Origin of the sequence: Paraflavitalea devenefica (assembly GCF_011759375.1) — a bacterium.
Taxonomy (GTDB): Bacteria; Bacteroidota; Bacteroidia; order Chitinophagales; family Chitinophagaceae; genus Paraflavitalea; species Paraflavitalea devenefica.
Genome location: NZ_JAARML010000001.1, coordinates 1127386 through 1150076, shown reverse-complemented (window position 1 = coordinate 1150076; position 22691 = coordinate 1127386). Strand labels below are relative to the sequence as shown.

The 22691-nt window shown below is 45.3% G+C and carries 19 protein-coding genes and 1 tRNA gene; 9 read left to right on the top strand and 11 right to left on the bottom strand.

The annotated features are described in order from the left end of the window. From HB364_RS04615 to HB364_RS04585, 7 genes are all read right to left on the bottom strand, one after another. Window positions 1–897, bottom strand: a complete 897-nt coding sequence (locus HB364_RS04615; RefSeq protein WP_167286705.1) for a DUF1266 domain-containing protein — start codon at window positions 895–897, stop codon at window positions 1–3. An 86-nt stretch (window positions 898–983) separates the two neighbouring features. Next, on the bottom strand, window positions 984–1451 hold the full coding sequence (locus HB364_RS04610) for a hypothetical protein (protein WP_167286704.1): 468 nt from the start codon (window positions 1449–1451) through the stop codon (window positions 984–986). Window positions 1452–1473: 22 nt separating this feature from the next. Further along, window positions 1474–1815, bottom strand: a complete 342-nt coding sequence (locus tag HB364_RS04605) for a hypothetical protein (RefSeq protein ID WP_167286703.1) — start codon at window positions 1813–1815, stop codon at window positions 1474–1476. A 97-nt stretch (window positions 1816–1912) separates the two neighbouring features. Continuing rightward, window positions 1913–2485, bottom strand: a complete 573-nt coding sequence (locus tag HB364_RS04600) for a hypothetical protein (RefSeq protein ID WP_167286702.1) — start codon at window positions 2483–2485, stop codon at window positions 1913–1915. An 86-nt stretch (window positions 2486–2571) separates the two neighbouring features. Next, window positions 2572–4503, bottom strand: coding sequence for a histidine kinase (locus tag HB364_RS04595; protein ID WP_167286701.1), 1932 nt, complete (start codon window positions 4501–4503; stop codon window positions 2572–2574). A 16-nt stretch (window positions 4504–4519) separates the two neighbouring features. Next, entirely contained in the window at window positions 4520–5254 is a 735-nt protein-coding gene (locus HB364_RS04590) for a LytR/AlgR family response regulator transcription factor (RefSeq protein WP_167286700.1), read from the bottom strand. Window positions 5255–5324: 70 nt separating this feature from the next. Next, the gene (locus HB364_RS04585) at window positions 5325–5750 is read right to left on the bottom strand and encodes a VOC family protein (RefSeq protein WP_167286699.1); all 426 of its coding nucleotides are present in this window, start codon (window positions 5748–5750) and stop codon (window positions 5325–5327) included. A gap of 257 nt (window positions 5751–6007) precedes the next feature. Here HB364_RS04585 and HB364_RS04580 point away from each other — a divergent pair, with 257 nt between their 5' ends. From HB364_RS04580 to HB364_RS04560, 5 genes are all read left to right on the top strand, one after another. Then, window positions 6008–7303 carry a T9SS type A sorting domain-containing protein gene (locus tag HB364_RS04580; RefSeq protein WP_167286698.1) on the top strand — a complete coding sequence of 432 codons (1296 nt, stop codon included), beginning with the start codon at window positions 6008–6010 and terminating at the stop codon, window positions 7301–7303. Window positions 7304–7525: 222 nt separating this feature from the next. Beyond that, window positions 7526–8398: an AraC family transcriptional regulator gene (locus HB364_RS04575; RefSeq protein ID WP_167286697.1), complete on the top strand. Its 873-nt coding sequence runs from the start codon at window positions 7526–7528 to the stop codon at window positions 8396–8398. An 82-nt stretch (window positions 8399–8480) separates the two neighbouring features. Next, on the top strand, window positions 8481–9344 hold the full coding sequence (locus tag HB364_RS04570) for a nuclear transport factor 2 family protein (protein ID WP_208419850.1): 864 nt from the start codon (window positions 8481–8483) through the stop codon (window positions 9342–9344). Window positions 9345–9649: 305 nt separating this feature from the next. Then, window positions 9650–9787, top strand: coding sequence for a helix-turn-helix domain-containing protein (locus HB364_RS33635; RefSeq protein ID WP_208419849.1), 138 nt, complete (start codon window positions 9650–9652; stop codon window positions 9785–9787). A 116-nt stretch (window positions 9788–9903) separates the two neighbouring features. After that, window positions 9904–11712 carry a serine hydrolase gene (locus tag HB364_RS04560; RefSeq protein ID WP_167286696.1) on the top strand — a complete coding sequence of 603 codons (1809 nt, stop codon included), beginning with the start codon at window positions 9904–9906 and terminating at the stop codon, window positions 11710–11712. 86 nt (window positions 11713–11798) lie between these two features. On the opposite strand, the gene HB364_RS04555 is transcribed toward HB364_RS04560, so the two are convergent. From HB364_RS04555 to HB364_RS04545, 3 genes are read right to left on the bottom strand one after another with little or no spacing between them, the layout of a single operon-like run. Next, the gene (locus tag HB364_RS04555) at window positions 11799–12500 is read right to left on the bottom strand and encodes a family 16 glycoside hydrolase (RefSeq protein ID WP_246228316.1); all 702 of its coding nucleotides are present in this window, start codon (window positions 12498–12500) and stop codon (window positions 11799–11801) included. Between the two features lie 32 nt (window positions 12501–12532). Then, complete coding sequence (locus HB364_RS04550; RefSeq protein ID WP_262889745.1) at window positions 12533–15217, bottom strand: ABC transporter permease; 2685 nt, start codon at window positions 15215–15217, stop codon at window positions 12533–12535. Continuing rightward, complete coding sequence (locus HB364_RS04545) at window positions 15214–15543, bottom strand: PadR family transcriptional regulator (RefSeq protein WP_167286695.1); 330 nt, start codon at window positions 15541–15543, stop codon at window positions 15214–15216. The genes HB364_RS04550 and HB364_RS04545 overlap by 4 nt, the downstream gene beginning before the upstream one ends. A 344-nt stretch (window positions 15544–15887) precedes the next feature. Here HB364_RS04545 and HB364_RS04540 point away from each other — a divergent pair, with 344 nt between their 5' ends. The 3 genes from HB364_RS04540 to HB364_RS04530 all read left to right on the top strand — a co-directional run bounded on the left by HB364_RS04540 (window position 15888) and on the right by HB364_RS04530 (window position 19042). Further along, window positions 15888–16943 carry a Fic family protein gene (locus HB364_RS04540; protein ID WP_208419848.1) on the top strand — a complete coding sequence of 352 codons (1056 nt, stop codon included), beginning with the start codon at window positions 15888–15890 and terminating at the stop codon, window positions 16941–16943. Between the two features lie 57 nt (window positions 16944–17000). Beyond that, window positions 17001–17420, top strand: a complete 420-nt coding sequence (locus HB364_RS04535) for a DUF4145 domain-containing protein (protein WP_167286693.1) — start codon at window positions 17001–17003, stop codon at window positions 17418–17420. Window positions 17421–17938: 518 nt separating this feature from the next. Then, the gene (locus HB364_RS04530; protein WP_167286692.1) at window positions 17939–19042 is read left to right on the top strand and encodes a DUF4238 domain-containing protein; all 1104 of its coding nucleotides are present in this window, start codon (window positions 17939–17941) and stop codon (window positions 19040–19042) included. 196 nt (window positions 19043–19238) lie between these two features. On the opposite strand, the gene HB364_RS04525 is transcribed toward HB364_RS04530, so the two are convergent. After that, window positions 19239–19312 (bottom strand) — tRNA-Asn (locus HB364_RS04525). Between the two features lie 285 nt (window positions 19313–19597). On the opposite strand from HB364_RS04525, the gene HB364_RS04520 reads away from it, so the two are divergent. After that, window positions 19598–22579: a PAS domain S-box protein gene (locus HB364_RS04520; protein WP_167286691.1), complete on the top strand. Its 2982-nt coding sequence runs from the start codon at window positions 19598–19600 to the stop codon at window positions 22577–22579. Window positions 22580–22691: the final 112 nt, after the last annotated feature.

The window sequence follows — 22691 nt, the reverse complement described above, 5'->3', positions numbered from 1 at the left end:
TCACCACGGCATTTTCACCCAGGGGCTATTGGGATCGGTAAGCAATACCTCCATACCAGCCATCATGTCTTCAAATATGTCTTCATCAACCCCGTTCCAGACACAGCGGGCAAACTGGTAGGAAACCGATAGTTGTTTCCAGGAAGTATACATTTTCCGGATGGGTTCCACGCAGCGCAGGATAATGTCGAGGGCTTCTTCGCGGGAGAGATAGCCGGCATCAAAACTGCCCCTGGAAAGATTGATGATGCGCGCATAATCCCAGATCAGCATTTCAGGCTGCGTGCCTTTGCCGATCAATTCATGTTGCTGGAAAAGTTCGATGGCGTCGCGCATATTGCGAAGACGTTGCATGGCAGCTTCTTCTTCCATTTGATTGGCCACCACATGTTCCCGCAGAAAGGCCTTGCTTTCCTTGATAGAGACCGCATTCATGGCCTGCCAGATGATATCATATTGTATACGGTGGCCTTCCTGGAACAACCAGTTGATCATATCGAGCACTTCTTCTTTGCTGTCAATATCCCACCATTCGGAGAGCAGCTCCCGGCATTCCTGTTTTGTAAAGCCGGTAGTAAGATCATTGAGGTATTGCCCGTTCAACAGGGCAAGATCAGCGCCACAGGCGATGGCCCATTGTTCTTCGGGTGTGAGTGTGCTGTCGGGGTTAAGCAGGAGGGTCTGCGCATCGGCGGGAGCGTTGTCATCGCTGTTATCGCCGGTAAACATCGCATTGAACTGCTGGATGTTTTGGCCAAACTGGTTCAGTTGACTGGCCCACTGGCTGGAAAGCTGCATGGATTGTTCCATCTGCTGGCGGTACATAGCGATCGCTTCGTCGCTCAACCCCATGGCTTTCAGCGACTGTAAATATTGCTCAATGGCGTTTTGATTCATGACTAATGGTTTGTGTTGGAAGGCAAAATCCATACCATACAGATTGACCATATCTGTTGGGAAGTTGCCTGCCGGTTATATAATCTTTAGACAAATAAGAGGTCATCACCCGGCTTTGCATATACCAGGGCATGCTCAAAATTGGTGTAGAGTTGATACAGGGTTGGTTCAAATATGGCTTCCAGCCGTTGTTGTACGGCCTGTTGGCCCAATAAAGTGATCCGGTAATCCGGCATGCCTACTACCATCATCGGCTGATCAAGTGGGTGATACCACAGGTACTGGAAATGCGCCAGCCTTAAAGAAGCAACGCGGTATACATAAGCGCCCGCATGCGTCGCCAGCCATTGTTTTCGGTCAATGGTGGCGGCGCTCACACGGGCTTCCCCAACGATGGTATCTATAAGGTACAGACTCTTGTACTGGTAGTTAAGCTTTTCCCCGAACCGTTCTGCATAGAAAGCCCTGAAATCTTCTGCCCGCCTGTTGATAAGTGAGGCGAAATCATGCGTTGGAGCCAGGGGCTTTTCTTTCTTTCTAAAAAAGGAAAACATACCGGTTCGGGGAGATAGGGTATCAGGATAATTTTTCGTTTAGTACATCGGCTACTTCTGCTTCCAGTTTGTTCCAGGAAGATACCAGCAGTAACCGGGTGATAAAGTTGCCAAAAACCACCCTGTCCAGGATCTGGTTGGGAACAATGCCGTCTACATCAACGATTTTCTTTTTTTCGTTCACAAAAACGCCCACGCCGATCATGCCCGATTTTTTGATCAGCACACATTGTTTAGGCCCGGAAAAATTGAGCGACCAGCGGTCGTGCACCACATCACAGGTGTATTTTCCGTCGAGGTGCTTTTTGATGATGGTGTGCAGCTCATTGACAGTAGGAGTTGCACCGGAGAGTTGTAAGGTCATAATTGGAAGGATTTAAGCTTTAAAAAAGCGGCAGGGCTGTAGGGGGTAAAAATTTTACGGCTATACTTTGGCTGTATACCTGGCTGTATGGGCAAGATTAGTACAACATCTTTTGGAAATTCCCGGTATTGTCGAAGATCATGGTAAACTTCGTGCCGCCATTGGGAGGCGCGCAATTGATCAGGTAGCGTAGTTTATCTTCAGGGCTATTGATCCTGCTTGGCGCACTCACATTCACGCTCTCTACCACTACATCAAAATTCTTCTCTTTCTTTATCTTGTCTACGGACAGTTTCACCATCTCAGGTACCTTCTTCAGGTTGTCTACATCTTTCAGGGTAAACATGAAGTCAGACGGTTTGGCATCCCCTTCAATTTCGAGGGTGATCTCTGAACGGTCTTCCCAACCTTTATTGGCTCTATGTTTTTCGATCAGTTTTTTGGAAGCCGGGTCCTTGGTGCCGGTAGCTGAGACCATCGTACCAATGTCTTTATGATAGCTGAGAATTACGCTGGTGTAACTGGCATCTTTTCCAAATTCATCGTCGAGCTGGCCGGTGATATCCGCCATTCCCTCCGTTGTTTCAAAGGCTTTGCCGCCACCGGAGCTGCAGGAGTAGAAAACCATCATGCAGATAGCGAGCAGCAGGCTGAGCGTGTGTTTTTTCATATTTGCGTTTTGTGGTTGATTGATAAAGCAAACATACCACAGCACAAAAGCGAAAAAACGGAGAATTCAGAAACGCCTGTACCTTTTTAAAATTCGCTGGCTTTTTCACGCGATCCGCTGAATGGTAACGTTTTCCGGAAGGGAATGTGGAGCACCACGCGGGTGCCGGGAGATTGTTCCTGGCTTTTATCTATAATGGAGATGCTGGCGGGTTGCCTGGTTTGCCTGCTGAGGATGGCCAGTCTTTCCTGCGTGATCATGGTAGATAGCGAGCGCTTCTGTGGCGGAACCGGGGATGCTTGTATACCTGCTCCGTTATCATCAATCACACAACGCAACACATGCAGTTCCCTGGAGATGGTCACTTCTATATGTCCTTTGCGGTTAAGCTGTTTCATACCATGCAGGATGGCATTTTCAACAAAGGGCTGCAGGAGCATGGGGGGTATCATAAGTTCATCTTCTTCGTACCCGTCATATACATGAACGTGGTAATCAAAGCTTCCTTCAAACCGCATCGCCTGCAGGCTCAGGTAGTTTTCCAGCGCAGTTACTTCCTCTTTCAGAGGGACAAAGCTTTCCCGTGAATTTTCGAGTGTAACCCGCAGCAGTCTGGCAAACTGGTTGAGGTAACGGATCGCTTTTTCGCCTTCGTTGTTCCGTATAAAGCTTTGCAATACGGACAAAGTATTGAAAATAAAATGCGGTTCCATCTGGCTGCGCAACAGCCGCTGTTCGAGGGATGTTTGTTTTAACTTCTCCGCGAGCTTCCGGCGGCGCCAGAACATAAAGCCCAGAATGCCGAGTAATGCAAAGGCACTGGCGAGGATTATAATGATCCATTGCTGTTGCCGGCCAATCTTCCGGTTGGCCTCGTTGGAGAAAGCCAGTGTGTGTATTTCATCATCTTTCGCTTTCACGGCGTACTGTGTTTCCAGTTCGCGGGCTTTGGTGGCCAGTGAAGAATCTACTTCCAGTTCATAATGGGTATAGGAAGAATCGAGTGCATCGAGTGCTTCGCGGTAGCGTTGCTGCATGCTGAGGTTGCTGGACCTGCGTCGCCAGATGGAGGTAATCGTCTCCAGGTCTTTTTCTTTCGTGGCAAGTTCCAGGGCCTGATCGAGGTAGGTGGCTGCCGTGTCGAACCGGTGCAGCTTACTATAAGTTACGGCGGTATTAAACAGGGTGGCGCCATCCAGCCGGTCCAATTTGCGGTTGATCGCTAAAGCTTTGAGCTGGTATTGCAAACCTTCTTCCAGCTTGTCTTTCCGCGTAAGCTGGATACCAAAGTTCTCGTATTTTATGGCGTCGTACCAGGAGTTGGATAAGCTGGAATCGTTCTCTACAAAATCTTTATAAAACTGCAGGGAGGAGTCTGTTTCCCTGAGATTATCATAATAAGTGGCAATATTGTTGGCAAAGGCCAGGCGGTATTTGGGTTTATTGGCGCTTAATCTAAAACCTTCAAAGAGATAATTGCGCAATGCCGCCATATCACCGATATCAAAATAAACAGTAGTTAATTTCAGGAGGATCATCGGTAGTCCGCTGGTGTCTACCTTCTTGGCGAGGTAATACGCCTCCCTGGCATAAACAAGTGCTGAATCAAGCTGTTTTCTTTCCTTAAACAGTTCAGAGAGCTGGGTTTTGGCGGCCACCACTTGCTTAAGGGTGGTGTCTTTCTCAGTAGCTATGGCCAGCGCCTGCCGATAATTGATCAGTGAGCTGTCGTATTTTTTCTCCAGCAGGTATTGCATGCCCATAAAGCGCAGCCAGGCACAGGTAAAGGAGTAATGATCATATTGTTTTACAACAGGAGCCAGGCTGTCGAGGATCCTGCGGGAGGCGGATACATTTTCGTCAACGAAGTGCGGGTTGATGGTGGCGTACATGAACTTGACCAATGAATCTGCTGCCGCCTGCCGGGATGCCGGCGGTGTTGGGTAGGAGGCATTACGGCAGGCGGCCGCCAACAGGCATAGACCAATGGAGGCAATGATGGTGCGAAATATATTCATAAGGGTTATAATGGCATTAGCGAACACCGGTGAGGTATTCAATGACAAAATCTTTGCGACGGGTGGATACGGGTATTTCGGTATTGTTCCTCAATACGAGGTATCCGTCTTTATGATAGGTATCAATAAAATGGTGGTTGACGAGGTAGGACTGGTGCGGACGCATAAAATAGGCCGGCAGCAACTCTTCGTATTCCTTAATGGATTTGGATACCACGATCTTTCGGTCGCCGGTGAGAAAGAACGTGGTATAGCCGGTATCGCTGTGGCAGTAAATGATCTCTTCGAAGGGCACTACTTTCAGGTATTGCTGGGAGCGCAGCACGATGCGGTTGTGTAGTCCGCCCTGCTGGAACGACTGTCGTGCGATGGCAAGCTGGTCGGGCTGCGGCTGGCTGATACCGGATTGGCGTACTTTTTCAAGGGCTGCTTTGAGCTCTTCTTCATCGAGGGGCTTCAGAAGGTAGTCGAGCGCCCCGTATTTAATAGCCTTGAGGGCATAATCATGATAAGCGGTGATAAAGATAACTTTGCAGGGCGATTGCAGGGACTGGAGGATATCGAAGCCGGTGCCGTCGAGTAATTGTATATCGAGCAGGAGCAGGTCGGGCTGTGTAGCCGGGATGATGATGTTGGCTTCCTGTACACTACCGCAGGCGGCTACTACCACAAAATCCGGCTGTTGCTGCAGCAGGGACTGGGTATCTTTACGGATAGCCGGTTCATCATCAATGATCATTACCCGGATCATAAGGTTGGTGGAGTTTTCTGGGCAATGGTAAGAAAAAATCGTACCACTTTGGGGTGGGGGTTACAGTCAGTTACGGAAACCTGTTTAAAGGCGACCTGTCGCCAACCAGCCATATATGTCCAAACGGATCAATAAAACCTCCTTGCCTGTGAGTGCCCCAGGGAGCTTCATGATTTCTAACAGGGTCCCGGCTACCATTGGCTCCTGCCTGCACGGCACGTTCAATAAATGTGTCTGGGTCATCGCAAAATACCTCTATCCGTGTTGTTGTAATACCCAATTGGGCAGGACTCTCCCAGCCGTTATTAGCGGGTTCCCCCAGGAAAAAAGTGGCACCCGCCACCTCCAGGCCTGCCACTGAACCTAAGCTCCACAACAGATTTGCACCAAGCGCCTTTTGGTACCAAACTACTGCCGCAGGCACATTGCTCACTGCCAGCATAACCGAGATGATCAGGGATCCGTTTTTAATTTCAGGGTTGTTTTCTTTTTTCATTGGCGGGTCTTTACCTAAAATTAGCTATCAGGCCGTACAGAATACATTTTTATTCTGCATAATCTATTTGCTTACTGCTTAGTTAACATTCTTTGCCCTTTTTCCGGCGTGATTGAGTTTGCCAGTCATTTTCTCTAACAGGGACTTTCTTTCCAAAAAAGGGAGCATTTGAGATAAGTGCAAACTTTTACTTATATGGTTTTTAATGTATTAGATTCTGGCAGCATATATGCTGATTGGTGCCCAAATTGCAAGTGATGATCCGTACCCGTTTATCCGTTACGCTTACCCTTTTGTTGGTAGGTATTGTTTTACAAAGTTCTGCGCAGGTCGTTTTTAATGAAACCTTCGGCCAGACAACTACCCGGCAAACTTCGCCATATATGCCTTCTGGCTCTTATACCTGGGCAGATCCCAATGGCACCACCAACCAAAAACAGATAGAAAACAATTGCTATGCAGTGATTGCTCCGGCCAATATACGCGACGCATGGCCTGTACCCGGCTGGTGGTTCTGGACCGGACCCGAACCCATCGGTAACACCTGGGGTGGCGCCAACAATCCTGCTACGCCCAATGGCAATGCAGACCATACAGGTGACCTGAATGGAGCTGTGCTGGCAATTAATGCAGGAACCATCCTGGACGGTTTCTATCGCCGGACAGCCACCCTGACTCCCGGTAACACGTACCGTTTATCGGCCTGGATGTACCTCGTGAATCCTTCCTCGATGGTGTCTATGCAGCTCCTTGATCCGGAAGATGCCGATATCTTGGGATCGTATACTTCTCCCTTTTTTGGTTCCGCCGGAAGCTGGCAGCAGATCGTGTACGAATTTACCTTTCCTGCCTCCTGCGCCAGCATGGGCCGGGATGTAATTGTTTATATGGCTAATGGGCTCAGCAACAACAGTGGCAATGATTATTACATTGACGATATTGTTTTGGAAACGATCCCTTTCACGGGCGCCAATGCGATCGCCTGTCCCGACGTACTGCTGGCATTAAGCCGGATTGATCTGGTGGCCAGAGTAAACACTGATGAAGTAGCTGTTTCCTGGACCGTGGATGACGAGTCGGATGTACTGTATTATGAAGTGCAGAAAAGCACCAACGGGACCACTTTTGAAACGATTCATAAAGCAACTGTCACAGCGGTGAACCAGTCCAGAACTTATAAGTACAACGACCTGTTGTACCCATCAATGATGGGCTATACAACCAACCGTGTGTATTACCGGATAAAGGCAGTTAAGCAAACCGGTAGTTACCGGCTAAGTACCATTGTTCCGGTAACGATCGGAAAAAGCAATGATGGCATCGCCATTTATCCGCAGCCCGCATCCAGCACAGGTACTGTGTATATTGCCTGGGCGAACCAGGCAACCATGACCATCCGGATTGTTGATATGTCGGGCAGGGTGGTCAAAGTAATCAACAATGCTGGTGGTAGCGGCGTCGGAATAAGTGACCTTAAGCGTGGGATGTATGTGGTAGAACTGACAAATACCAGTACCTACACAGTGACCAGCCAGAAGTTGCAGGTCAGGTAAAACATTGGGATACCGATTTACATAGTAGCATATTGCACTCGCCCAGTAGAAAGCCGCCGGTTATTAACCAGGCGGCTTTTTTGTTGGTAAGCCCGTTCCATGGTTACGTGGGCGGGTACAGCGAAGCGCTATCTTTCTGTTTAATGTTCCGGAATAATCTAAGCAGGTGCAAAAAGTTATATATATTGCTGTGATAGCGGTAATTGTAGAAGCAACCTGCGAATGACTACAGAAATCAAAACATACAACTTCAAAAAAGGACTTCCACAAGAATTTGAAATTGTGGACTTGTCTAAATTCTACAAACGAAACTTCGACATCCTAACCACCGTACACCGCACCGGGTTCTATCAAATAATTTGGTTTCAAAATGGCAATCCAACACTTTGGGTCGACTTTAAAGCTGTCCATATACAGCCAAACACTGTTTTGTTTTTAAATAAAGACGTGGTAAAACAATTGGCCGACAAAACACCTTTTGAAGGTATTTCTATCCTGTTTACCGATAGCTTTTACTGTCAAACAGAAATAGACACCAGGTATTTGAGGAATACTATTTTGTTTAACGACCTGCTTTCAGTGTCGCAAATACAGGTTCAAAAGCAAATACAATTGTTTGCCGGTTTAGTGCAGCAAATGATCGGGGAGCTCAATCACACAAAAGACAATTTTCAGGAAGACATCTTACAAAACCTGCTGCATAATTTCCTTTTGCATGCAGAAAGAATAAGGCGAACACAAGGATTTACTGAAATTAAAAAAGGTGCTGACCTTGATTATGTAATGTTGTTTAAAGACCTTTTGGAAGCACATTATAAAGAGCAAAAACAGGTCAGTTATTATGCCAGACAGATCCTTATTACAGAGAAACGCCTTAACCAGGCTACAACAAAGGTTTTGGGTAAAACACCAAAAGAAATAATTGATGACAGAATAATGCTGGAAGCCAAAAGACTATTGGCACATACCAACGAAAGCATAAAAGAGGTTGGCTTTTCTTTGGGTTTTGAAGAGCCGACTAACTTTATTAAATACTTCAAAAAACACGCCCTGACGACGCCTACTGAATTTCGGGAGAATCTCAGGTTGGACTAAAAGTATCATTCAAAGGACCATTTCTACCTTTTCCATCCTTCATTACCATGGCATCTTTGCGTTGTAATTAAACATCAACAACGTGAAGAATATACTAATAAGTGCAGCTGTGATAATAATAGTTTGTTTAGCTGCCTGCACGACCACAAGAAAATCCGTTTCAACAACAAAAAACTTAAATCAGATGGGAAACAAACAAAAAGTAGTTGACCTTTTAAAGTCAATTGAAACAGGAGCAACGGAACCTGTAGGTTACATCAATCCTCACAAATACATTCAGCACAATTTAGCAGCGGAAGATGGGTTGGCAGGCTTTGGCAAATTGTTACAGCAGCTTCCCCCTAAATCAGCAAAAGTGAATACAGTACGGGTTTTTGAAGATGGGCCATTTGTTTTTGTGCATACTGAATATAATTTCTTTGGCCCTAAGATCGGCTTTGATATTTTTCGTTTTGAAGATGGAAAGATTGTAGAACATTGGGACAACTTACAGGAGAAACCTGAAAATGCAAACCCCGGTGGCCATACAATGACCGATGGACCAACAGCAATTGCTGATTTGAATAAGACCGAGGAAAATAAAACGTTGGTAAAAAATGCAATGAGCATTTTGGTCTCCGGCCAGGGAATGGGAGAGTTGGCAAAGTTCTTTGATGGCGACAGATACATAAACCATAACTCTAAAGCAAGTGATGGTTTATCCGGATTAGCAAAAGGAATGGCAGAAAGAGCAAAACTGGGTATTATAACGAAATACGAGAAGGTACATAAAGTACTTGGTGAGGGCAATTTTGTACTAACAGTAACCGAGGGTTCAATTTCAGGGAAGCCGACTTCCTTTTATGATCTCTTTAGAGTAGAGAATGGAAAAATAGCAGAACATTGGGACGTAGTACAAGAAATCCCTGCAAGGGAAGATTGGAAAAACAACAATGGGAAATTCTAACGAATTAGGTCTATTTAAACAAAGTCATTCTCACTCCTATTGGGTAATACTGTTATTTTTTGCCATGTCAGATGAAATAAATCCCTTTGCTTCAATGGCTTGAAGCGTTGGCCAAATTGAAGAAGAGTCTTTCCGATACAGAATAGCCATGACCTGTGCTTATAACAAAGCTGCACCATAAGGGGCGGCTTTTTCAATAAATAAGGGATCCTAGTTTAGTGAACCCCTTTTTATTAACTTAACGTTTCTGGCCACCGGCTGTCCCGGATGCTGAATGACAATCTGCAAAAGAACTTTACCTTTTTTTGAATGAATACCGGGTCAATGCGGCCTGCAAAATGCTGCCGGAGCAGACAAATTTTACCATAGAGGCCGTTGGTGACGCGGTGGGATTTAACTCGAAGTCGACCTTTTTTGCCGCCTTCAAAAAAATAAAGGCTTGACAACCAATGCGTACATACAGGAAATCTGTCCAGTTTTATAAATCCGTACTAATGTCTTAGGCCTTTAATTCCTCATAAAAACGGGAAACCGCACCTTTGGCTAAACTGAAAATTCGATGAAGAAAATAGCCCTGATTTTTAGCTTGGTTTCCGCCTGTTTTCCCGCACGCTCGCAAGGACCATATACTGAAAAACAACTGATTGAAAAGACGATCGAGCTTTACTTTGACGGCTGGGCAACCGGCGATACGGTAAAGGTGGGCAAGGCCATGCATGCGTCCTGCCACCTGAAAAACTACGGGGGCGGGAAATTCACGGAATACACAAGGAACCAATACCTGGCATTGTTCAAGCCACATCCAAGGCCCAAAAATCTGGCGACCCGCATCGTATCCATCGATATCACCAACAATATGGGAAGTGCCAAGGTGGAGATCGGCACGGAAAAGGACCTGTTTACGGACTATTTCAATTTGATGAAAACGGACGAAGGCTGGATGATTGCAGACAAGGTATCGACCCGGACACCGAAAATAATGGGTGACGAAAATGTCGAGGCCGGGAGGAAAATAGATTCGCTGTTCGCATCCTATAATTGGCAAACGCCCGGCGCGGCGGTCGCAATCGTAAAGGACGGGAAAGTTGTATTCAGGAAAGGATATGGAATGGCCGACCTGGATCATGACATACCCATCACGCCACAAACCGTTTTTAATATCGCTTCGGTATCAAAACAATTTACAGCTTTCGCGATTTACCTGCTGGCAGATGAAGGCAGGATCTCGCTCGAAGATGATGTGAGAAAATACATTACTGAATTACCTGACTATGGCAAAGTAATAAAGATTAAACATCTGCTCGCACATACAAGCGGCTTACGCGACCAGGCTGCAGTAGGATCATTAACAGGGAACAAGTCGGGCGACATTTCTACTACAGAACAAATTCTGAAACTGGTGATCAGGCAGAAAAACTTGAACTTTGCGCCGGGCAGTGCATTCGGCTATTGCAATACGGGGTATACTCTGCTCGCTGAGATCATTCACCGGGTAACAGGCAGATCATTTGCCGCATATACAAATGAAAGAATATTTAAACCGCTTGGGATGACGAGTACCGGGTTTTGTGACAACCATGAAACAGTGGTAAAGAATAAAGCCGAATCCTATGAGTTGATCAATGGAAGGTATCACCATAAACCATTGAACACTTCCAATCCCGGCCCTTCCAATTTGCTGACGACGGTGGAAGACCTGGTAAAATGGCAATTGAATTTTGAAACTCCTGTAGTGGGAACACCTGCAATGATGAAAGCCTTCAACGAAGTATCCTACCTCGACAATGGCCAGAAAGTAGTATTGAGGGTATTTGGTGATGGAGATACAGTCTTTCACGCGAAAGGACAAAATTTAAGCAGTCACAAAGGAGTTCCTATGATCACGCATGGTGGGCATGCTGCCGCTTTCCGGACATTCATGGGTCGTTTCCCTGACCACCGTCTTGCCATCATTGCCCTGAGTAACGATGAACACAACGAAAGATTAAATGCGAGGTGGCAGATCGCTGAATTTTATATAAAAGACAAGTTGATAGAGGAAAAGCCATCTGCTCCTGCACCCAACCAATCAATAGTCAAACCTATAACGACGTACCCCGATAACCTAAAGGACTTTGCCGGCGGGTATTATAGCGATGAACTAAGCGCCAGCTATACGTTCGTTGTACGCGGCGATGCACTTATCATGACCCATCTTAAGTTGAGCGATATTGAATTGAAGCGGGTGGGCGACAATAAATTTTCAGGTTCAGGCCCCGAAACCTTTGCATTTGAAATAGAGTTTCTGAGAAATGCAAAGAAGGCCGTGACCGGCTTCACCATTTCAAATTTTGGGGTTAAAAATTTGAAATTCGTAAAAGTGAAGTAACCAGGGTCAACGTGTCGGCTGATATTCAAGGATAAGAACGCCGTTATCGATCGCGCGTGAGTGTTTCAGTGCGAATACGGTTCAAACTAATTTTCTTTTACCACTTTAATATCCCGGAAAAAGGCATCCGTACCCCCATCTACCCAAAGACCAATGGCGCCGCTGTTGACCGCGCCCAGCTTTAAGTCGTTCACGATCAGGACCGGCTGCGGGTTATCGTTCAGGTAAAGTTTGGCCTGAGCATCCTTTACCACAATCTTCATTTTGATCCACTCATTCAGTCCCATGTCGGCATAGGATTCATATTTTCCTTCTGCTTCTTTTCGAAGTCTGTCAAACTTATAATCAGGGTAGGAAAAATATTGCGTGGAATGGTTTCTGCGAAGCTGGTCCTCTGCCCTTCCGTTGGTGGGCCTGATGTAAATGGATTCAAACCGGCTGTTGTCCTTATTAATCCTGAATGCCAGACCGATAAAGCCTCTCGCATTAACACCCGCGATGGGCAGCAGCCGGCTTAACAGCATTACTTCAATGGTCCCGTTGCTGAAATTATCAGTGCTGGTGAGTCGCGCGAATGTGGGCAGATTGGCTCCCCCCTGGGCAGCTGAGTCCCCTGATACCCTTACCGCTTTCTTGCCATCGATGGTTGTAATCGAAATATTCACCTGCACCGGTTCCAGGCTATGGTTTTCGAAAAGCGTTTGCTGGGCAATCAGCAGGCAGGAAGAGAACGATAGCAATATACCCATGATCGTGCCGCGCAGCAGGGAGAACGTTGATAAAAACATAATAATCGTTTTGAATTATATAATGATGTTTTTTATTCGGCCCTGAGGCTTTTGGTGGGATTGGCGATTGCTGATCGTGCCGTGTGGAAACCGATTACCAGCAATGCAATAACCAGTGACAACAAACCTGCCGATGCAAATATCCACCAACTGATATCAATACGATAAACAAAATCCTGCAGCCAAAGATGCATCATATACCAGGCAACAGGTGAAGCGATGATGATCGCGAGCAGCACCAGTTTGATAAAATCCTTCGACAGCAGCAATACGATGCTGGTTGCGGAAGCGCCCAGCACTTTTCGTATGCCGATCTCCCTGGTACGCTGGGTAGAAGTGAGCAACGATAACCCGGATAATCCCAAACAGGCAATCAATATGGCCAATGCTGCAAACAGGCTGAATACTTTGCCGAACAGATAATCGTTGCTGTATTGCCTGTTGAACTTTTCATCGAGGAAATAATAATCAAAAACATTCCCGGGGAAATAGCTGGCATATACTTTCTGAATGGCTTCGATCGTTTCGGGTAAATGCTGTGGATCTACTTTTACGGAGAACTGGCTGTACCGTCCCAGCAGGTTGGGCAATAGCAATACCGGTTCAATACCGCTTTTCAATGATTTTTGGTGAAAGTCTGCTACAACACCAATAATCTCCCATGTGCGGTTGAATGCCATTACCGATTTACCGACCGCTTCCTCGGGCGACGCAAAACCCAATTGCCGTAAAGCGGTTTCATTGATGATCAGGTTATCCAGTTTGGCGAAGTCTGCATTATAATCCAGTAGAGAAAAATTCCTGCCTGCCAGCAACTTCATCTGGTACAGGTTGATGAAACGCAGGTCCACACCCATATTTGCCATGGTGCCCTGGCTTTTCACAGCAATATCCGTCCTGCTCACATTGTTGATCTTAAACACTTCGTCCCCAGGTATTCGGCCTGAAACGGCAGCACCTTTCACATGCGCAAGCTGTTGCACCGTATTGATAAATCCATCCGCATGGGTCATGAACGCTTCCCCCGCATTGCTCAGTACCGGTTTTCGAAGGATCAGCATCTGCTCCATATTATATCCCAGCGATTGGCTGGTCATGAACCGGAGTTGCCTGTACACAACAAAAGAACCAATCATCAGCAATATGCTGATGGCAAATTGTGTAGTAACCATGCTTTTCCTGAGAAATACACCAGAAACAGATCGTGTAAACTTTCCCTTCAATACTTTCATCGGTTTGTACGCAGACAGGACAAATGCAGGATAAAATCCGGATAAGAAAATACCTGCAACTGAAAACAGCACAAACAGGGTGGTAATGCCGGTATTGGCAGTTTGTTTTGAAAACAGCATACCGATAGAAAGTTCACGGTTCACCAATTCGTTAAACACATTCTGCAGCAACAGGGTAAGGCAAACCGCTATGATTATCGCAATGATGTTTATCAACAGTGCTTCGGTCAGGAATTGCTTGATCAGTTCCAGCCTCGACGCACCTGTCACTTTCCTTATACCCACTTCTTTTGCCCTTTCCATTGACCTGGCAGTAGACAGATTGATATAGTTCATCCAGGCCAGCACCAGTATGAACAATGCGATCACCAGCAGGCTCCATACAATACGGTAATTGCCCGTTCTGCCGATCTCATATTCAAAATCGGAATAGAGATAGGCTTTTTCTAAAGGTTGCAGGTAAAAAACTTCTCTTATACCGGAGGCGGCAGCCTTGGGAAAATATTTTGTGTTTAGCCCCGCCCATTTCCGTTCTACTGTTTTATGATCGGCGCCTTCCTTCAACTGGATGTATTGCCAGAAAGAAGGTCTTGTAAAATCATGATCGGCTTGGGTAAACTGGTTGTTGCCGCTCTGGCTGTATAGTGAAACATACGATAGCAGGAGATCGAAGTGCAACTGTGAATTACCGGGTATGTCCTTGCTGATACCTGTTATTTTATAGGGAAGAGAATCCGTATCGAATACCATTATCTGCCCAAGCAAAGATTGCGGCTCTTTCACGCCGAGCTGTTCCCTTGCCATTTTTTCCGAAACAATGATACTGTTGGGTTCCCGCAAAGCGCTCTGCGGATCACCTGCAAGCAGCGGGTAGGTGAACATGGAAAGGAAAGATGCATCCACTGCAATGGTGCGCTGGTCAGCTATTTTTTTATCCGACCATGAAATAACCTCCACCCTGTAAGGCGTCACACGGCAGTATGTCTCTACTTCAGGTATCTCCTCTTTCATGGCCTTACCAATTCCAGAATAAGTCATGGCGCTGTGCTGCACCCGTGAACCCTGCTGGTAACGGTCATTCACCACCTTGTACAGCTTATCCAGTTTTGTATGGAAACGGTCAACACTCAGCTCCGCATTTACATACTGGATGATCAGCATACAGACGCATAACCCGATGGCAAGTCCTGCAACAGAAATAAAAGAAAAGAATTTGTGTTTAAGCAGGTTTCTCGAGCTTACCTTTAAATAAGTGCGGAACATATCACGGGAATTAGTTTGTTTAGCAAGCCTGAATGGTTTTATAAATTCCAGTCTTAAATGGCGGATAACATTCCAGGTGAATTGTCGTTTAGCTTTGCCCGGTGATTGCTGGTACTGGCGATTAAACAGTTCAACGATATCTCCTTCTATCTCATCAAGGTAATCTTCGCGACAAAACCAGCGAAGGAACATTAACGGACCTTTTGGAGGAGCGGGCTTCATCGGCTAAAGGAAATTTTAGGAATTTGATTATAGATACTGGTACGAAGCTCGTATTGATTATCGAGTACTCGTTTGCCCAGGGCGGTAATCACGTAAAACTTCTTTCGCCTTCCACCACGATCTTCTGTAATGCCGCCAAACCTTGATTTAACAAAGGCCTTTTCCTCGAGACGTTTTAATGCAACATGAATAGCACTGATATTTACTGTCTTTGATGATTTTAATTCGAGATTTTCATGAATGCTGACGCCGTATGCTTCATCGTGCAGCGCAGCTACCATAAGAAGAACGAGCTCTTCGAATTCACCTAGGGAATGATGTTTCATTGTTGATTTACTTAACAAAAGTAAAGATAATGGATTTAATCCACATTTGTTAAGTAAACATACCGTTAAATACAACAAGCAGTTACAAGCGAATAGCGTGTAGCTGCTTGTTTGCTTGCTCCCCTAACCGGACAGTTATTGAACCAGTTGGCTAAGGATTTAGAGGCTTTTGCTGATTTGCCGGAGATGGCAAATTGACCAATTGGGTCAATCCTTAGGGCAGAGGCCTGTTTTTATATAAAAAAACTGTGCATTTTAATATTGACATTCTAATCGCTTCCCCCAATATGGATATTTATGGATAATTTTATGGATATTGATTGACTTTATGGATATTTATGGGTATGAATATGGATATTGAATCCCTGAAGATCACACCTGAAATTCTTTCTCTTATTGCGGAGATCGATGAGTTTAAAGGAGCCTGGCGAGCTTTGGGCCAGCTTGCACCTGAGCAATTAAGCGCCTTGAAGCAAGTTGCAACTATTGAAAGTATCGGATCTTCCACTCGTATAGAGGGCAGTAAGCTCAGCGATAAGGAAGTTGAAAAACTTTTAAGCAATCTATCTATCCAGCAATTTTCGACACGGGATGAACAGGAAGTTGCCGGGTATTCCGGTGTAATGACGCTGATCTTCCAAAATTATGATATTATCCCACTCTCCGAAAGCTATATCCAGCAATTGCACGCAGAATTACTGCAATACAGTGAAAAAGATGAATGGCATAGGGGGCGATATAAAAAATCACCTAACCATGTCGAAGCCTTTAGTCCCGATGGCAAAAGCCTCGGGATCGTATTTGAAACTGCCAGCCCTTTTGAAACGCCCTTGCGCATGGAAAAATTGATAAGCTGGGTAACGGAGACCTATTCAGAGAAAAAATTACACCCTTTGCTTATCACATCAATTTTTGTCGTGGAATTTTTGGCAATCCATCCGTTCCAGGATGGCAATGGTAGATTGTCACGGGTTTTGACAACTTATCTTCTATTGAAATACGGCTACGCTTACGTGCCATATAGTTCCCTTGAGGCCGTGATCGAGCAGAGCAAGGAGGGCTATTATCTTTCCCTTCGCCAAACACAAGGAACACTCAAATCCGAAAACCCCAACTGGCAGCCCTGGATATTGTTTTTCCTGCGTGCCTTGCAAAGACACAAACAGCGTCTTGAAGTGAAATTGGAACGGGAAAAACTGTTAATGGGCCAATTGCCTGAATTATCTGTACAGATTCTCGAACTGGCCAAATCAAGGGACCGCATCACCGTAAAGGAAATCGTTGCATTTACGAATGCAAACAGAAATACCGTTAAAAAACATCTGGAATCGTTGGTTGAAAAAAACTATCTGCGACAAGAGGGCGAAGGCAAAGGCACATGGTATGCTACTAAGGCCTAAAGAAAGCAAGCGTGATCAGAAAGATATTTAGAAAAAAAGAATTAAAAAAATATAACAATGTTATTAGAGTGTGATACTTGTTCTGCAGTGGTAAAAGCAGAAGTGCTCATTTCTTACGTCGATGAAAATCCATACGATTGGGTTGATTCGACTCAATATACGTTCTGTAAATGTCCTCAATGTCATTCTCCTATTTTAGCCAGTCAGGAATATGGTATGAGTGCTGGGGAAATTGATTGGAGCAGCCCTATTAAAATTTACCCGGCTAACTTATTTTATATTAACCCAGTTATACCATTTAAGATTCTAGATTCCCTCAAAGAATGTATTCAATGTTATAAATCTGGCTCGTTTACTGCGACAGTAATTATGTGCAGAAGAACACTTGAAGGGTTTTGCATTGAGAAGGGTGTGAAGGAAAAAAATCTCGATAGAGCAATAAAAAAGTTAAAAGAAGAAGGAGCAATAAATGAATAGTTATATGAATGGGCTAATCAACTCCGCTTGGTGGGAAATGAAGCTGCACACAATATCGATTCTAAATTCTCTGAAATTGATGCGAAAGACATACTCGATTTTACTATAGCAATTTTAGACTTCACTTTTTCATTCAAGGACAAATTCGATAAATTCAAGGAAAGGATTGCAAAAAGTAAGGCTCAATAGAAATCCGAAACAATATTGTATCTATCTGTAAATTTTACCTTGCAAAATCAGCTCTTGTAATTTCTGCATCTCCAATCACTCCTAAATTTGGGGTAAAATAAAAAGGCCGCCGAAGCGACCTTTTAACTTGTAGACTACCTGGCTCTCCTAACTGGACAGTTGTTGAACCAATTAGCCCAAGATTTGGAGGCTTTTGCCGACTTGCCTGAGTAATATGATCATTGCCTTCATCTGTAATTAATCTTTAATTAATTGAGTAATATCAGTCTCTATATTTGTTATTATACATCTTTCTCCGGACCTTAAATAAATGAAAACCAAAATTTAAAATGGGATCAGACTATCGTAATCAGCACTACACCCCCAAATTTTATCTCAGAAATTTCTCTTTAAATAAAGAGGGTAAGCAAATTGGCGTATTTGTAACAAGTAAGGAGCTTTTTATACCAAGTTCTAAACTCAAGACACAAGGGACTAGCCCCTATTTTTACGGGAAGGATGGGAAAATAGAGAATGCATTAGGAGATATTGAATCCGAGACCGCGCCAATCCTTCAGCAAGTTATAAGTAGTAAAATGATCCCGAGGCATGGAGCCAAGGAGCATTTTACCATTCTATATTTTGTTACATTAATGACTCTTAGAAATCCTATTGAATCATCTGGAATTTTGGCGAGCGGCAAAAAACTTAGAGAAACACTCCATGAGATGAGCGATGGACGTGTAGAAATTGAAACCGATCAGATGACAAGTAAAGAAGATGCCATTAAAATGGCCTTAAGTCATTTAGATATGTGTTATGAGGCTTGTGTAGATCTCAAATTAAAGCTACTCATCAATAACACGGATACTCCATTTCTATCGAGCGATAACCCGATTGTTAAGTATAATCAATTTCTGGAGCAAAAAAAATGGAACGGCGCGATTACTGGTTATGGATTAGTCGGGCTGCAACTTTTTTGGCCACTTGATCCCACTATCATGCTGCTATTTTACGATAACTCAATCTATAAAGTTGGCGATAAGCGAGACAATTTTCTTTCTATTGTCAACTCAAAAGAGGTAGATGAGCTTAATCTTCTTCAATTTCTAAATTGCGACTCACTAATATTTTGTAATGAAAGAGTAAGTAAATCCTATTTAGAAAAAATATCTAAAGCTTCTTTCAGATTCGCAAAAGCAAACCAACCTATATCTGGTATTTTTCCGCTTACGATCAAAGCTAATAAAGATGAACAAGAGGGACAACTTATAAGACAAGGTGAAACGGAATGTAAAATCAGGCTGGAAATTAGAAATATTGGCATTTCAAAAAAGGGGGAAAGTTATCAATTCACAGATCGGGCAGTACAAGTAAGGCCGGGAGTAGAGGCTATTCTTTCTAAATTCGGCTACGATCAAATAAAAAAATATCAACTGCCAGTGAAGCGCTAATCTAAATATGGCAGTGTTGCAATCTTAGTATTTCACGGCTACAAGTACATTTTTTGTTCAATGATTTGTAATTCCGATTTGGCAATTTATAGCCCAGAGCGATGCCCATAATGCTATTTACAACGTTCTTCCCCGAAGTGTTTGAAAATTAAAAGGCTACCTTTCGGTAGCCTCTAAACTTGCTGATTATCAGTTGCTCCCCCTGCTGGACTTGAACCAGCGACCCTCTGATTAACAGTCAGATGCTCTAACCAACTGAGCTAAGGAGGAATATGTCTTTGCCAGCTTATTTTCGCCCTGGCTGGCGCCCGCTCCGGGGATGACTGTCAGGAGTTTAGCTCCCTTCCTGTTCATCTTCCCTAAGGGGTTGCAAAAATAGGGAATTTTACTTTTCATCGCACCCATTATAGAAATTTTTTAGCATTAATTATTGCAGGGCATTCGCCCCTTTCGGCCTAAGTATTTTTCCCTAACCTTCTCAAAAACAGATTACAGTAAGTTTTTATTTAATACCTTTCCTATAGCTTAACATAACCTCTGACACACAATATATCCATGAAGACATACAGGCCAATACTGTTTGTGCTCTCCATCGTCCTCGCGGGGGTAGCATTCTTTATTTGGTCTGCCTGGAAGGACCGCCTCCGCGCCCGCGACTCCCAGCAGTGGCTCTCCCACAACAATGATGTCATCAAAGCACTGGACAGTGTACAGATCCTCATCACCTCCAAAGAATCCGCCGTCAGGGGGTATACCATCACCGGCGATTACGTGTTCATCGCCCACCTGCCCAATTACAACAAAATCATACGCTCCAGCCTGGAACAGGCCAGCCGGCTCCTGGCCGATAATCCCCAACAGGTGGTCCGGCTACAGCAACTCAGGCAACTACTCCATGAAAAAGAACAATTCCAGCAACTGATCGTCCATGCACGCAAAGTCTCCTACGACAGCGCCATGCAGCTCACCGCCAGCCTCAAAGGCAAAAACATAATGGACAGGATCTCCGTCGTGCTGGAACAAATGAAAGCCGATCAACAGAAACTACTCGGCGCCAGCATCGTCCGCAACCAGGAGGCAGGCCATCAATCTGTACAAACAGCCATCATCGGCGCACTCATGGTGCTCGTATTCATCATCATCCTGCTCGTTCGCCTCAACCGCGACATCCTGCTGCGCCGCAAAGCAGAGGAAGAGCTGCAAAAGAGCGAGACCAGGTATCGCCAGTTTGTGGAAAATGCCGGTGTCATTACCTATACAGCCGATATCCAGGGCAATTTTACCTTTATCAGTCAGCAGGTAAAAGCGTTGACGGGATACTCCCCTGAAGAATTGCTGGGCAAGCATTTCTCTGTGCTGATACCACCCGATTGGATCCCGAAGGTGGCAGAGAAATACCGGCAACAGTTTGTCAACCGTATACGTGAAACCACCCTCATTTTCCCCATACAATTTAAAAACAATGGTACCCGCTGGGTGGAGCAGGACGTTATATTGCTCGACAAAGACGGCCGGGTACAGGGCTTTCAGTGTGTGGTGAAAGATGTGACGGAGCAGGAGTTGGTGCGGCAGAAATTGCAAAAAATAGAAGAAGAACAGAAAGAATACCAATACCGCATACAGGCCATCCTCGATAACGCTCCGCTCATTATTTATGTAAAAGACCTGCAGGGCCGCTACCTGCTCGTCAATCGCCAGTTCCGGCAGATATTCGGCCTTACCGATGAGATGGTCATTGGTAAAACAGTAGCCGATATAGATGGAAAGGAAAGCTCTACGGAGCGATACATCGCCGCCGACCGGCAAGTGATTGAAACCCGTAAGCCGGTAGAACTGGAAGATGTATTGCACCTGCCCGATGGCGACCATCACCTGCTGACCATCAAGTTCCCGCTCTTTGACCAGGACAACCAGTTGCTGGGGGTGAGCGGATTCATGAAAGACATTACAGAAATGGTGAAATCGCGGCAGGACATGATTGCTGCCCGGCAAAAAGCAGAGACGGCCGAAGCCCTGCAGGAGCAATTCCTGGCCAATATGAGCCATGAGATACGCACCCCCATGAATGGCATTATTGGCATGACCAGCCTCCTGATGCAAACCCCTTTACAGCAGCACCAGCAGGAGTACGTACAAATGATCAAACAGTCGTCCGACAACCTGCTCGTGCTCATCAATGATATCCTCGACCTGTCTAAGATCAAAGCCGGAAAGATCAGTATTGAAAAAATACCGTTCCACCTGGAAGAGATCATAAAAACACTCAATACCGCCTTCAGGATTAAGGCATCGGAAAAAAAGCTCAGCTTTTCCACGCTCCTGCATCCGGCAGTGCCGCATCACCTCACCGGTGATCCGCACCGGTTGAGCCAGATCTTAACCAACCTGCTCAGCAATGCCATCAAGTTTACGGAACATGGATATGTAACACTCGAAATAAACGTACAGGAGCAAGCCCCCCGGCGGGTAGTTCTTTGTTTCCAGGTAAGCGACTCAGGTATTGGTATAGATGAAAAACAGCTACCGCTCATCTTTGAAAGTTTCTCGCAGGCATCCTCCGATACCACCCGTCGCTTCGGCGGTACGGGCCTTGGCCTGGCGATTACCAAACGGCTGGTGGAATTACAACGTGGCAGCGTACATGTTACCAGCAAGCCCGGCGTGGGCACCACTTTTTCCATTTCACTTCCCTTTGGTATCAGCACGGAAAAAGAGGTCGTGCACGGAGGGGAAAAACCGGCAGCAGAGTCGCATACACGGGAGGATTACACCGGCAAGCATGTGCTCATTGTGGAAGACAATGAAGTGAATCAACGGGTATTGGAATACAACCTGCAGCAATACAATCTTACCGTATCGGTAGTGGGCAATGGGAAAGAGGCTATTCAGTGGCTGAAGAAAAATACCACCCACCTCGTCCTTATGGACCTCCACATGCCTTTGATGGATGGCTTCCAGGCTACCGATTATATCCGCCGGCAACTAAAACTAACAGTACCCATCGTCGTGTTAACGGCCAGTGTATTGCGCAATGAAAAACAACGTTGCCTGCAAATCGGCGCCAACGATTATGTAGCCAAGCCCTTTGCACCGGAAGAACTGCAGCGTTGCCTGGAAAAATACCTCCTGAGCAGGAAAGAAGCAGTGGATGACCAGCAGGCTGTCATTACGGCTGAAGCGGATCATCCTGTCTTTGACATTTCCATGTTGCTGCAAATAAATGATTCCAAAGTCATCGGTGAAATATACAGGGTCTTTGAAAACACCGTGCCTTCGGGACTGGAAGAGCTAAAACAATTATCCATCAAGGAAGATTGGGAGGCTGTCTACGAATTAGCCCATAAGCTCAAAAGCAGTCTGGGCATTATCCGGGTGAAAGACCTGCATGCAAAAATGGCGGCTATCGAAAACAATGCCCGCACACAAAAAAAACTACAGGACGTGCTGCCCATGATCAATGAATCCATAGCGGCCTACTACCATGTAGCGCCGATGATCAAAATGGAAATAGACAAAGAGAACGTAGCCCATCGTTAACAATTCTTTAATAACACATCGTATCATCTATCATAAGATAATAATCTTATAATCTACCTGCCCGCTCCCCGGCAATCAGGCGTACTAATTTTGTGCTTTGGGAACTGCTGCT